We start from the raw sequence: 14759 nt of genomic DNA, 5'->3' as shown, positions 1-14759 counted from the left end.
CCCGTTACATCAGATCGTGGAGGAAGAAATGGCATCGCCCGACGAGCAGCTTGTGAGTGCACTGCGTGCGTCTCTGAAGGAGAACTCCAGGCTGCAGCACGAGAACAGCCAGCTCGCCGCCGCTGCCGTCGAGCCCATAGCCATCGTGTCGATGGGCTGCCGCTTCCCGGGTGGCATCAGCAACCCCGAGGACTTCTGGCGGGTGGTCTCCGCGGGCGCCGACGTCTACACCGAGTTCCCGACCGACCGCGGCTGGGACCTCGACGGACTCTTCGACCCGGATCCCGACAACCCCGGGACCACCTACGTGCGCGAAGGCGCCTTCCTGCACGACGCGGCCAAGTTCGACGCGGCGTTCTTCGGGATCTCGCCGCGCGAGGCCCTCGCCATGGACCCGCAGCAGCGCCAGCTCCTGGAGGTCTCCTGGGAGACCTTCGAGCGCGCCGGCATCGACCCGACCTCCGTGCGGGGCGCCGACGTCGGCGTCTTCACCGGCATGGTGCACCAGGACTACGCGCCGGACCTGAGCGGCTTCGAGGGATACCTCAGCCTCGAACGCGCCCTCGGCACCGCCGGCGGCGTCGCCTCCGGCCGCGTCGCCTACACCCTGGGCCTGGAAGGCCCGGCCGTGACCGTCGACACCATGTGCTCCTCCTCGCTGGTCGCCATGCACCTGGCGGCGCAGGCACTGCGCCGTGGCGAGTGCTCGATGGCGCTGGCCGGTGGTGCCACCGTGATGGCCACGCCGGGTGGCTTCGTCGGCTTCTCGCGGCAGCGCGGCCTGGCCGCCGACGGCCGCATCAAGGCGTTCTCCGCGTCCGCCGACGGCAGCGGATGGGCCGAGGGCGTGGGTGTGGTGCTCCTGGAGCGGCTCTCGGACGCCCGCAAGAACGGGCATCACGTGCTGGCCGTGCTGCGGGGTTCCGCGATCAACCAGGACGGTGCGTCGAACGGCCTGACGGCTCCGAACGGTCCCGCGCAGCAGCGGGTGATCCGCAAGGCCCTCGCCAACGCCGGACTGACCACCTCCGACATCGACATGGTGGAAGCGCACGGTACGGGTACGACGCTGGGTGACCCGATCGAGGCGCAGGCGCTGCTCGCCACCTATGGCCAGGGCCGCGAGGAGGGCAGGCCGCTGCTGCTGGGCTCGGTGAAGTCCGTCCTCGGGCACGCACAGGCCGCTTCCGGTGTCGCCGCGGTGATCAAGACCGTGCAGTCGCTGCGGCACGGTGTGCTCCCGGCGACGCTGCACGTGGACGAGCCGACCCCGCAGGTCGACTGGACGGCGGGCGCGGTCGAGCTGCTCACGGAGTCCCGGGCGTGGCCGGAGACCGAGCGTCCGCGCCGTGTGGGCGTCTCGTCGTTCGGCGCGAGCGGTACGAACGCGCATGTGATCCTGGAGCAGGCGCCCGAGAGCGAGCTTCCGGACTCCGAGTCCACGCAGCCCGTGGACGGCGACGCCGTGCTGCCGTTCGTGGTGTCGGCGAAGGGTGCGGGTGCGCTGTCGGGTCAGGCGGCGCGGCTGGCGGAGTTCGTCGAGGGCGACGAGGCCGTGTCGCAGGCGGGAGTCGCCGCTTCGCTGCTGTCCGGTCGTGCGGTGATGTCGGATCGTGCGGTGGTGGTCGCGGGTTCGCGCGAGGAGCTGCTGTCGGGTCTCGGTGCGCTGGCGCGTGGGGAGTCCGACGCGACGCTGGTCAGGAGCCTCGTTCCTGGCGTGGGCAGTGGTCCGGGCCGGTCGGTGTTCGTGTTCCCGGGTCAGGGTGCTCAGTGGGTGGGCATGGGCCGTGAACTGCTGGACTCGTCCGCGGTGTTCGCGGATCGGGTGGCCGAGTGTGAGCGTGCGCTGTCCCCGTTCGTGGACTGGTCGCTGACGGATGTGCTGCGGGGTGACGCGGACGCGGGGCTGCTGGAGCGGGTGGATGTGATCCAGCCGGCGAGTTTCGCGGTGATGGTGTCGCTGGCCGCGGTGTGGCGTTCGGCTGGTGTCGTTCCGGATGCGGTTCTGGGTCATTCGCAGGGTGAGATCGCCGCGGCGTGTGTGGCGGGTGCGCTGTCCCTTGAGGACGCGGCGCGTGTGGTGGCTCTGCGGAGTCAGGCGATCGGCCGAGTCCTGTCGGGCGCGGGCGGTATGGCTTCCGTTGCACTTTCGGAGGCCGAGGTTCGGGGTCTGCTGGTCGAGGGTGTGGAGGTTGCGGCGGTCAACGGCCCGACGTCCGTGGTGATCGCGGGTGATGCGGATGCTCTGGACGGTCTGCTGACCGTGCTGGAGGGCCGTGGTGTGCGGGTGCGGCGGGTCGCGGTGGACTACGCGTCCCACACCCGTCACGTCGAGGCCGTGGAAGAGGTCCTCGCGACCGAGCTCGCCGGGGTTTCCGCGCTGGCTCCTGAGATTCCGTTCTTCTCCTCGGTGGACGGTGCGTGGGTCGAGTCCGAGGGTGTGCTCGACGGCGGGTACTGGTACCGCAACCTGCGGCGCACGGTGGGCTTCGAGCCCGCTGTCCGCGAGCTGATCGGTGCGGGCTTCGGTGTCTTCGTCGAGGTCAGCCCCCACCCGGTGCTCCTCCAGCCGGTGACGGAGATCGCCGACCAGGCGGAGGCCGACCTGGTGCTGGTGGGCTCTCTGCGCCGGGGTGAGGGCGGCATGCGTCGCATGCTGGCCTCCCTCGGTGAGGCGTTCGTGCGTGGTGTGGACGTCGACTGGACGGCCGTCCTGCCGACCGGTGTTGTCGGTGGTCCGCGCGTGGACCTGCCCACGTACGCCTTCGACCACGAGCACTACTGGATCCAGCTGACGGGTGCCGACACCGACGTCGCATCCGTCGGTCTCGCCTCCACCGACCACCCCCTCCTCGGCGCCGTCGTCGAGCTGCCGCAGTCGGACGGGCTGGTGTTCACCTCCCGTCTGTCGCTGCGGACGCACCCGTGGCTCGCGGACCACGCGATCCAGGGCTCGGTCGTCATCCCCGGCACCATCTACGTCGACCTGGCCATCCGCGCCGGTGACGAGTTCGGCTGCGGCGTGCTGGACGAGCTCGTGATCGGGGCACCACTGGTGCTCCCCGAGGACGAGGCCGTCCGCATCCAGGTCGCCGTCGGCGGTGCCGACGAGTCCGGCCGTCGCACGGTGGGCGTCTACGCGTCCCGTGGTGACGCCGGTGAGGGCGGCGGGCAGGAGTGGACCCGGCACGCTTCGGGTGTCCTGTCCCCGGTGGCGCCGGTTTCGGCGGGGACGCGGTTCGACTTCGGGCAGTGGCCGCCGGCCGGTGCGGAGCCGGTCGACATCACGGGCTTCTACGAGGATCTGACCGAGCGCGGGTACGCGTACGGGCCGGCGTTCCAGGGTCTGCGGGCTGTCTGGCGGCGGGGCGAGGAGCTCTTCGCCGAGGCCGCCCTGCCCCGTGAGCCCCGGGAGGACGCGGGCCGCTTCGGTCTGCACCCGGCACTCCTGGATGCCGCCCTGCACACGAACGCCTTCGTGACGCGGGAGGACGACGGCCGGAACGTGCTGCCGTTCGCGTGGAACGGTGTGGTGTTGCAGGCGGCTGGTGCTGCGGCGTTGCGGGTGCGGGTGGCTCCGTGTGGTCCGGATGCGTTGTCGTTCGACGCTGCGGACGAGTCGGGTGCTCCGGTGCTGACGATGGATTCGTTGGTGTCGCGGCCGGTGTCGGTGGAGCAGCTGGACGCCGCGGGTGCGGGTGCTGGTGCGGGTGTGGATTCGCTGTTCCGGCTGGAGTGGGCTGAGCTGTCGGGGGTTTCGGTCTCCGGTGGTGGTGCCTCTCCGGTGGCTGTGGCGGATGCCGCTGGTGTGGCATCGCTGGTTGCTGGTGGTGTGGTGCCGCCGGTGGCGGTGCTTGAGGCCGTGGACAGTGGCGATTCCGGCGATGCTGTGGGGCTGTTGGGCCGTGTGCTGGGTGTGTTGCAGTCGTGGCTGGTGGCGCCTGGGTTCGAGGAGTCGCCGCTTGTGGTGGTGACGCGTGGTGCGGTGCCTGCGAGCGACGGTGCTGTGGTGTCGGATGTGGCTGGTGCTGCGGTGTGGGGTCTGGTGCGGGCCGCGCAGGCGGAGTATCCGGACCGGATCGTGCTGCTGGATGTGGAGCCGGGTGTCGAGGTCGGCTCCGGGCTGCTGTCGGATGTGCTGGCTGTGGGCGAGCCGCAGCTGGCGGTGCGCGGTGCCGTGGTGTCCGTGCCGCGCCTGGCGCGCGCCGGTGCGGTGGCCGAGTCGGGTCGGGAGTCGGTCTTCGATTCCGAGGGCACGGTTCTGATCACGGGTGGTACGGGTTCCCTCGCGGGTGTCCTCGCCCGGCATCTGGTGTCGGCGCACGGCGTGCGGCATCTGGTGCTGGCCAGCCGTCGCGGTCCGGCGGCCGAAGGCGCTGCCGAGCTGGTGGCCGAGCTGTCGGCCGAGGGCGCCACGGCGACCGTCGTCGCCTGCGACGTCTCCGACCGCGAAGCGGTCGCGGAGCTCCTGTCCACCCTCAGCGCCGAGCGTCGACTCACCGGCATCGTCCACACGGCCGGTGTCCTCGACGACGGTGTCCTCGCGTCCCTGACCGACGAGCGCCTCGCGGGTGTCTTCGCTCCGAAGGCTGCCGCCGCCCACCACCTGGACGAGCTGACGCGCGGCCTGGACCTGGACGCCTTCGTGGTGTTCTCCTCCGCGGCCGGCACCTTCGGTTCGGCGGGCCAGGGCAACTACGCCGCCGCCAACGCCTACCTCGACGCCCTCATGCTCCGCCGCCGCGCGGCGGGCCTGCCCGGCGTCTCCCTCGCCTGGGGCCTCTGGGAGCAGGTCACCGGCCTCACCGGTCAGCTGGCCGCCGTCGACCAGGCTCGTATGGGCCGCGGTGGTGTGCTCGCCCTGTCCTCGGCCGAGGGCATGGCGCACTTCGACTCCGCCGTGGCCGGCGACCAGGCGCTGCTCGTCCCGATCAAGATGGACCTGCGTGCGGTACGGGCGGAGGCCACGGCCGGTGGCGGGGTGCAGCCGGTGCTCCGTGGGCTTGTGCGTCCGGGTCGTCGCACGGCGCAGGCCGGCGCGGGTGACCGTAACGCCCTCGCCCAGCGGCTGGCGGGCCTCACGCCCGCCGACCAGGAGAAGTCCCTCCTGGAGATCATCGCCGCCGAGGCCATGGACGTGCTCGGCGTCAACGTCGGCGACCTGGCCCAGGGCGGCCGGGGCTTCAGCGAGCTCGGCTTCGACTCGCTGACGGCGGTCGAGCTGCGCAACCGCCTCAGCGCGGCGACGGGCGTGAAGCTCCCCGCCACGCTGATCTTCGACTACCCGACCCCGCGCGCCCTCGCGCGGTACCTGCGCGACGAGTTCAGCGGGCAGACGGCCGCCGTCGCCCCCACGGCGCGGGTCACCGTGTCCACGGACGACGACCCCATCGTCATCGTCGGCATGGCCTGCCGCCTGCCCGGCGGGGTCGCCGGTCCCGAGGACCTCTGGCGGATGGTGCACGAAGGCCGCGACGGCATGTCCGGCTTCCCGACGGACCGCGGCTGGAACCTCGACGGGCTCTTCGACTCCGACCCCGATCACGCGGGCACGTCCTACGTCCAGCAGGGCGGTTTCCTCCACGAGGCCGGCCGCTTCGACGCGGGCTTCTTCGGCATCTCGCCGCGTGAGGCCATGGCGATGGACCCGCAGCAGCGGCTGCTCCTCGAGACCTCGTGGGAGGTGTTCGAACGCGCGGGCATCGACCCGACGCAGGCGCAGGACACCAACATCGGTGTCTTCTCCGGAGTTTCGATCCACGACTACCTCGGTGCGCTGGAGCAGGTGCCGGAGGAGTTCGAGGGCTTCGCGACGACCGCCATCGCCGGCAGCGTCGCCTCGGGCCGCGTGTCGTACGTGTTCGGGTTCGAGGGTCCCGCGGTGACCGTGGACACGGCCTGCTCGTCGTCGCTCGTCGCGATCCACCTGGCCGCGCAGGCGCTGCGGCAGGGCGAATGCACGATGGCACTCGCCGGAGGTGTGGCCGTCATGGGATCCCCGGCCGGTGTGCTGGGCTTCTCGCGCCAGCGCGGCCTGGCCGCCGACGGCCGTATCAAGGCCTTCTCCTCCACCGCCGACGGAACGGTCCTCTCCGAAGGCGTCGGTGTCGTCCTCCTGGAGCGGCTCTCGGACGCCCGGAGGAACGGCCACCAGGTCCTCGCCGTCGTCCGCGGTTCGGCCATCAATCAGGACGGCGCGTCGAACGGTCTGACCGCTCCGAACGGTCCGGCGCAGCAGCGCGTGATCCGCAAGGCCCTCGCCGAGGCCGGCCTGACGTCGACGGACGTCGACGTCGTCGAGGCGCACGGTACGGGTACCACGCTGGGCGACCCGATCGAGGCGCAGGCGCTCCTCGCGACGTACGGCCAGGGCCGCGAGGCGGACCGGCCGCTCTGGCTCGGCTCGCTGAAGTCCAACATCGGGCACACGCAGGCCGCCGCCGGTGTCGCGAGCGTGATCAAGATGGTCGCGTCGATGCGACACGGCATCCTCCCGGCGACCCTGGGGGTCGACGAGCCCACCCCGCAGGTGGACTGGACGGCGGGCGCGGTCGAGCTGCTGACCGAGGAACGTCCGTGGCCGGAGACCGAGCGTCCGCGCCGCGTGGGCATCTCGTCGTTCGGCGTCAGCGGAACCAACGCCCACCTCATCCTGGAGCAGGCGCCGCAGGAGGCCCCCGCGACCGAGGCGCACCCGTCGACCGAGGCGCACCCGGCGCCCGAGGGCGACGCGGTCCTGCCGTTCGTCGTCTCGGCGAAGAGCGCGGCCGCCCTCGCCGGGCAGGCGAGGCGGCTGGCTGAGTTCGTCGAGGACGAATTCGCCGCGGAGGAGTCCGCCGAGACGGATCACGCCGAGACGGATCACGCCGAGACGGAATCCGCCGGTGACGAGTCCGCCCGAGCCGGAGTGAACGTCCCGCTCGCCGGCCTGGCCGCCTCCCTCCTCTCCGACCGCGCGCTTCTCTCGGACCGTGCGGTGGTCGTGGCCGCGAGCCGCGAGGAACTCCTCGCCCGCCTGCGCACGCTGGCCGACGGCGAGTACGGCCCCGGCATCACGTCCGGCACCCGGACGGGTACGGGCAAGCTGGTCCTGCTCTTCCCCGGCCAGGGCGCGCAGCGCGCCGGCATGGGGCGCGAACTGTATGCCCGCTACCCGGTCTTCGCGGCAGCGCTGGACGAGGTGTGCGCCGAGCTCGACGCCGCGCTCGCCGGATGGGTGGCCCGCCCGATCCGCGAGCTCGTCTTCGCCGACGAGGACAGCGCCGACGCGCGGCTGCTGGACCAGACGGTGTACACGCAGGCGGCCCTCTTCGCCGTCGAGACGGCGCTGTTCCGGCTCGTCGAGTCGTGGGGCGTCCGCCCCGACGTGGTGATGGGGCACTCGATCGGTGAGATCAGCGCCGCGCACGCGGCCGGCATGCTGTCGCTGAAGGACGCCGCGACGGTGGTCGCGGCCCGCGGCCGCCTGATGCAGGTCCTGCCGACCGGTGGCGCGATGGTCGCCGTGGCGGCGGGCGAGGACGAGATCCGCGCCCTGCTGGCCTCCACCTCCACCACGGGCGTCGACATCGCCGCCGTCAACGGACCCGCGTCCGTGGTCCTCTCCGGCGACGAGGGCCCCGTGCTCGAACTCGCCGAGCAGCTCAAGGCGTCCGGCCGCAAGGTCAAGCGACTCGCGGTGTCGCACGCGTTCCACTCCGCCCGGATGGACGCGATGCTCGACGAGTTCGCCGCTGAACTGGCCGCCGTCGCGTGGCAGCCGGCGAGCATCCCCGTCGTGTCGAACGTGACGGGCCGCGTCGTCGAGGACGACCTGATGCGGACCGCGGAGTACTGGGTGGAGCACGTACGCCGCCCCGTCCTCTTCGCCGCCGGTGTCCGGGCCGCGCGGGAACACGGAGGCCAGGTCTTCCTGGAGCTCGGCCCCGGCGCGGTACTGACCGGACTCGTCCGGGAGTCGGCCGCGGAGGCCGACACCGCGGGCGCGTCGGGCGCGGTGGACGTCGTGTGCGCACCCGCGATGCGGGACGGCCGCGACGAACGCCAGACGCTGCTTGACGCCCTCGCCGAGGCCTTCGTGCGCGGCGCGGACGTCGACTGGACGGCCGTACTCCCGGCCGGGGCCACCGGTGGCCCGCGCGTGGAACTGCCCACGTACGCCTTCGACCACGAGCACTACTGGCTGCGGACGGCCGATGCCCCCTCGGACGCCTCGTCCCTCGGGCTCTCGGCCGCCGACCACCCGCTGCTCGGCGCGAAGGTCGACGTCCCGTCGACCGGTGGGCTGCTCTTCACCTCCCGTCTGTCGCTGCGAACCCACCCGTGGCTCGCGGACCACGCCGTTCAGGGCGTGGTCCTGGTACCGGGGACGGCGTACGTGGACCTGGTGGTCCGGGCCGGTGACGAGTTCGGCTGCGGGGCGCTCGACGAGCTGGTCATCGACGCTCCGCTCGTGCTGCCCGCGGAGGGTTCGGTCCGTGTCCAGGTCGCCGTGGGCGGCGAGGACGAGTCCGGGCGCCGGGCCGTGGGCGTCTACGCGTCCCGTGGTGGCGCCGGTGAGGGCGGCGGGGAGGACTGGACCCGGCACGCGTCGGGTGTGCTGTCTCCGCCGGCCCCTGTTCCTGCCGGCACGCGGTTCGATTTCGCGCAGTGGCCGCCGGCCGGTGCGGAGCCGGTCGACATCACGGACTTCTATGGGGACTTGGCCGAGCGGGGGTACGCGTACGGGCCTGCGTTCCAGGGCTTGCGGGCCGTCTGGCGGCGTGGCGAGGAGCTCTTCGCCGAGGCCGCCCTGCCGGAGGAACTGACCGAGGAGGCACGCCGGTTCGGCCTGCACCCGGCGCTGTTCGACGCGGCTCTGCAGTCGGTTTCGGCCCACGACGACACCGAGCCCGAGGAAGGCATCACGCTGCCGTTCGCGTGGAACGGTGTGGTGCTGCAGGCGGCCGGTGCTTCGGGGCTGCGGGTGCGGGTGGCTCCGTGCGGTCCGGATGCGTTGTCGTTCGATGCGGCGGACGAGTCGGGTGCTCCGGTGCTGACGATGGATTCGCTGGTGTCGCGGCCGGTGTCGGTGGAGCAGCTGGATGCTGCGGGTGCCGGGACGGGTGTGGGTGTTGATTCGCTGTTCGGGCTTGAGTGGGCTGAGCTGTCTGGGGTTTCGGTCTCCGGTGGTGGCGCTGCGCCGGTAGTGGTGGCGGATGCTGCTGATGTGGCGTCGTTGATCGACGTGCCGTCGGTGGTGGTGCTTGAGGCCGTCGACGGTGGTGAGGCAGTCGGGCTGCTGGGCCGGGTGCTTAGTGTGTTGCAGTCGTGGTTGGTGGCTCCGGGGTGTGAGGAGTCGCCGTTGGTGGTGGTGACGCGTGGTGCGGTGCCTGCGGGCGGGTCTGGTGTGTCGGATCCGGCTGGTGCTGCGGTGTGGGGTCTGGTGCGGGCCGCGCAGGCGGAGTATCCGGACCGGATCGTCCTGGTGGACGTGGAGCCGGGCGTCGAGGTCGGCGCGGACCTGGTGTCGGGTGTGCTGGGCGCTGGTGAGCCGCAGCTCGCGGTGCGTGGCGGTCTGGTGTCGGTGCCGCGTCTGGCGCGGGCCGGTGCTGGGGCCGGATCGGCGGGTCAGGGAGGGGTCTTCGATCCTGAGGGCACGGTTCTGATCACGGGTGGTACGGGTTCCCTGGCGGGCGTTCTGGCCCGGCATCTGGTGTCGGCGCACGGTGTACGGCATCTGGTGCTGGCCAGCCGTCGCGGTCAGGGCGCGGAGGGTGCTGCCGAGCTGGTGGCCGAGCTGTCGGCGGACGGTGCCACGGCGACCGTCGTCGCCTGCGACGTCTCCGACCGCGAGGCCGTTTCCGAGCTGCTGACCGGCATCTCCGCCGAGCGTCGTCTGAGCGCTGTGATCCACACGGCGGGTGTCCTCGACGACTGCCTGCTGGGCGCGCTGAACGAGGACCGTCTCGCGGGTGTCTTCGCTCCGAAGGCTGCCGCCGCCCACCACTTGGACGAGCTGACGCGCGGCCTGGACCTGGATGCCTTCGTGGTGTTCTCCTCCGCGGCCGGCATCTTCGGTTCGGCGGGTCAGGGCAACTACGCCGCCGCCAACGCCTACCTCGACGCCCTCATGCTCCGCCGCCGCGCGGCGGGCCTGCCCGGCGTCTCCCTCGCCTGGGGCCTGTGGGCCCAGACGTCCGGTGGCATGACCGGTCACCTCGGCGCCGCCGATCAGGCTCGTATGGGCCGTGGCGGTGTCCTGGCCCTGTCCTCGGCCGAGGGCATGGACCTCTTCGACTCCGCCGTCGCCGGGGCGCAGGCGCTGCTCGTCCCGATGAAGCTGGACCTGCGTGCGGTACGGGCGGAGGCCACGGCCGGTGGCGGGGTGCAGCCGGTCCTCCGGGGGCTTGTGCGTCCGGGCCGCCGCACGGCGCAGGCCGGCGCGGGTGACCGTAACGCCCTCGCCCAGCGACTGGCGGGCCTCACGCCCGCCGACCAGGAGAAGGCCCTCCTTGACCTGGTCCGCACCCACACGGCGACCGTCCTCGGCCACGCGACGGTCGAGCGCGTCGAGGCGGACAAGGCGTTCAAGGACGCCGGCTTCGACTCGCTGACGGCGGTCGAGCTGCGCAACCGTCTCAGCACGGCGACGGGCGTGAAGCTCCCCGCCACGCTGATCTTCGACTACCCGACCCCGCGCGCCCTCGCGCGGTACCTGCGCGACGAGTTCAGCGGGCAGACGGCCGCCGTCGCCCCCACCGCGCGGGTCACCGTCTCCACGGACGACGACCCCATCGTCATCGTGGGCATGGCCTGCCGCCTGCCGGGTGGCGTTGCCGGTCCGGAGGACCTGTGGCAGATGGTGAGTGAGGGCCGCGACGGCATGTCCGGCTTCCCGACGGATCGCGGGTGGGATCTGGAGGGTCTGTTCGACGCCGACCCCGACAATCCGGGGACGACGTACGTCCGGCAGGGCGGTTTCCTGCACGAGGCGGGTCGCTTCGATGCGGGGTTCTTCGGGATCTCGCCGCGTGAGGCGACGGCGATGGATCCGCAGCAGCGGCTGCTGTTGGAGACCTCGTGGGAGGTGTTCGAGCGGGCGGGGATCGATCCGGGTGTGCTTCGGGGTGCCGAGGTGGGCGTGTTCTCGGGTGTGATGGGTCAGGGGTATGCCTCGGGTGAGGGTGTTCCGGCGGAGCTTGAGGGCTTCGCGGGCACGGGCAGTGCGGGCAGTGTGGCCTCGGGCCGTGTGTCGTACGTGTTCGGGTTCGAGGGTCCCGCGGTCACCGTGGACACGGCGTGCTCGTCGTCGCTCGTCGCGATCCACCTGGCCGCGCAGGCGCTGCGGCAGGGCGAGTGCACGATGGCACTCGCCGGCGGAGCCACCGTCATGTCCACCCCGGACACCTTCATCGGCTTCTCCCGCCAGCGCGGCCTGGCCGCCGACGGCCGGGTCAAGGCCTTCTCCTCCTCCGCCGACGGCACGGGCTGGGCGGAGGGCGTGGGCGTCCTGCTGCTTGAGCGTCTCTCGGACGCCCGTGAGAACGGTCACCAGGTCCTCGCGGTGGTTCGCGGTTCGGCGGTCAACCAGGACGGTGCGTCGAACGGTCTGACGGCTCCGAACGGCCCCTCCCAGCAGCGGGTGATCCGCAAGGCGCTGGCCGGGGCGGGTCTGACGTCGGCCGATGTCGACGTCGTCGAGGCGCACGGCACCGGCACCAGGCTCGGGGACCCGATCGAGGCACAGGCGCTGCTGGCCACCTACGGTCAGGGCCGCGAGGAGGGCCGGCCGCTGTGGCTCGGCTCGGTCAAGTCCAACATCGGGCACGCGCAGGCCGCTTCGGGCGTGGCGAGCGTCATCAAGATGGTCGAGTCCATGCGACATGGCATCCTGCCGGCGACGCTGAACGTCGACGAGCCGACGCCCGAGGTGGACTGGTCGACCGGTGCGGTGGAGCTCCTGACGGAGTCCCGGTCGTGGCCGGAGACGGACCGCGCGCGCCGGGCCGGCGTGTCCTCGTTCGGTGTCAGCGGTACGAACGCGCACGTGATCCTGGAGCAGGCGCCGGTGGAGGCGGAGCTGCCGTCGCAGGCCGAGCCGGACGATGCTGTGCTGCCGTTCGTGGTGTCGGCGAAGGGTGCGGGTGCGCTGGCCGGTCAGGCGCAGCGGCTGGCGGCGTTCGTCGAGGCGGACGAGACCGTCTCGCTCGCGCGGGTCGCGGGTTCGCTCGTCTCCGGTCGTGCGGTGTTGTCGGATCGTGCGGTGGTGGTCGCGGGTTCGCGTGACGAGCTGCTGTCGGGTCTGGGCGCGCTGGCGCGCGGCGAGTCTCCGGTCGGCCGTTCTGCCGCTCGTGGTCGGTCGGTGTTCGTGTTCCCGGGTCAGGGTGCTCAGTGGGTGGGCATGGGCCGTGAACTGCTGGATTCGTCCGCGGTGTTCGCGGATCGGGTGGCGGAGTGCGAGCGTGCGCTGTCCCCGTTCGTGGACTGGTCGCTGACGGACGTCCTGCGGGGTGATGCGGATGCGGCGTTGCTGGAGCGGGTGGATGTGATCCAGCCGGCGAGTTTCGCGGTGATGGTGTCGCTGGCCGCCGTGTGGCGTGCGGCCGGTGTCGTGCCCGACGCGGTCCTGGGCCACTCCCAGGGCGAGATCGCTGCGGCGTGTGTCGCGGGTGCGCTGTCCCTTGAGGATGCGGCGCGTGTGGTGGCTCTGCGGAGTCAGGCGATCGGCCGAGTCCTGTCCGGCGCTGGCGGAATGGCTTCCGTTGCACTTTCGGAGGCCGAGGTTCGCGGTCTGCTCGTCGAGGGTGTGGAGGTCGCGGCGGTCAACGGCCCGACGTCCGTGGTGATCGCGGGTGATGCGGATGCCTTGGATGGTCTGCTGACCGTGCTGGAGGGCCGTGGTGTGCGGGTGCGGCGGGTCGCGGTGGACTACGCGTCCCACACCCGTCACGTCGAGGCCGTGGAAGAGGTCCTCGCGACCGAGCTCGCCGGGGTTTCCGCGCTTGCTCCCGAGATTCCCTTCTTCTCGTCCGTGGACTGCGCCTGGATCGAAGAGGCGGGCGTCGTGGACGGGGGGTACTGGTACCGCAACCTGCGGCGCACGGTGGGCTTCGAGCCCGCTGTCCGTGAGCTGATCGGTGCGGGCTTCGGTGTCTTCGTCGAAGTCAGCCCCCACCCCGTCCTCCTCCAGCCCATCTCCGAGATCGCGGACACCGCGGACGTCACCCCCCTGCTGGTGGGGTCCCTGCGCCGGGGCGAGGGCGGCATGCGCCGCATGCTGGCCTCCCTCGCCGAGGCCTTCGTCCGTGGTGTGGACGTCGACTGGACGGCCGTCCTGCCTGCCGGGTCCGCCCGGCACCAGCGTGACCTGCCCACGTACGCCTTCGACCACGAGCACTACTGGATCCAGCGCACGAAGTCGGCCACGCCTGCGGGCTCGTTCGGCCAGACCGAGTCCGATCACCCCCTCCTCGGCGCCGTCGTCGAGCTGCCGCAGTCGGACGGGCTGGTCTTCACCTCCCGCTGGTCGCTGCGTACGCACTCCTGGCTGGCCGACCACGCCGTCCACGGCGCGGTACTGGTCCCGGGCGCGGCCTTCGTCGACCTGGCCATCAGGGCGGGCGACGAGTTCGCCTGCGAGGTGCTGGACGAGCTGGTGACCGACGCTCCGCTGGTTCTTCCGGAGGAGGGCTCCGTCCGGGTGCACGTCACCGTCGGCGGCGAGGACCCGATGGGCCGTCGTACCGTCGCGGTCTACTCCTCGTCCGGGGATGCCCGCGACGCAGGTCAGGGAAGCGGGCAGGAGTGGACCCGGCACGCGTACGGCACTCTGTCGCCCGAGGCGCCCTTCGCGGCAGCGGGCACGGGTGCAGGCACGGGTGCGGATACGGGCACGAGTGAGGGCGGCGGCGACCTCGGCCAGTGGCCGCCGGCCGGTGCCGAGCCCGTCGACCTCACCGACCTCTACGCCGTACTCGCGAAGAAGGGGTACGCCCACGGGCCGGCGTTCCAGGGCCTGCGCGCCGTCTGGCGGCGGGGCGAGGAGCTCTTCGTCGAGGCCGCCCTTGCGGACGACCAGCGGGCGGACGCGGGCCGGTTCGGTCTGCACCCGGCCCTGCTGGACGCGGCGACGCAGCCCGCGCTGTCCGTGACCGGCCCCGACGGGGAGACGCCGCTGTTCTCCGCGTGGCACGACGTGGTGCTGCACGCCGAGGGTGCCGCGAGCCTCCGGATCATGCTGACCCGGACCGGCTCCGACACGCTGTCGTTCGCGGCGGTCGACGAGATGGGGACGCCGGTGCTGACGATGCGGTCGGCGGTCGCACGGACCGTGTCCGCCGAACAGACCGCGGCCGCGGCCGCCGCCACCGGTGGTGCCCAGGCGCGGCTCCAGCGGGTTCCGGGCCGCAGGCGGCGCCCGACGGCCCAGGCCGTGGTCTCCGCCGACGAGCGGCGTGCGCTCGCGGACCAGCTGGAGACGCTGCCCGCCGCCGAGCGGGAGGAACTCCTGCTCGACGTGGTGCGTACGCAGATCGCCGCGGTCCTCGGGTACGCCACGGCTGATCGGCTCAGCGCCGACCAGGGGCTCTTCGAGATCGGCTTCGACTCGCTGACCGCCATGCAACTGCGCAACAGGCTGGTCGAGTTGAGCGGCACGAAGCTGCCGTCCAACGTGGTCTTCGAGTACCCGACCCCTTCGATGCTCGCGGCGTTCCTGCACGAGCGGACGACCGACCGGCTCGCCGGCTGACGACGTCTCCCTGAGAACCGCCCCGGTG

At 72.2% G+C, this 14759-nt stretch carries 1 protein-coding gene; it reads left to right on the top strand.

The window, feature by feature from the left end:
- Positions 1-52: 52 nt before the first annotated feature.
- Positions 53-14731, top strand: a complete 14679-nt coding sequence (locus N5875_RS09230) for an SDR family NAD(P)-dependent oxidoreductase (RefSeq protein WP_338492901.1) — start codon at positions 53-55, stop codon at positions 14729-14731.
- Positions 14732-14759: the final 28 nt, after the last annotated feature.

This window comes from Streptomyces sp. SJL17-4 (genome assembly GCF_036826855.1).
GTDB lineage: Bacteria > Actinomycetota > Actinomycetes > Streptomycetales > Streptomycetaceae > Streptomyces.
Note: the sequence above shows the minus strand (reverse complement) of the source record. Positions and strands in the feature narration are given on the sequence as shown.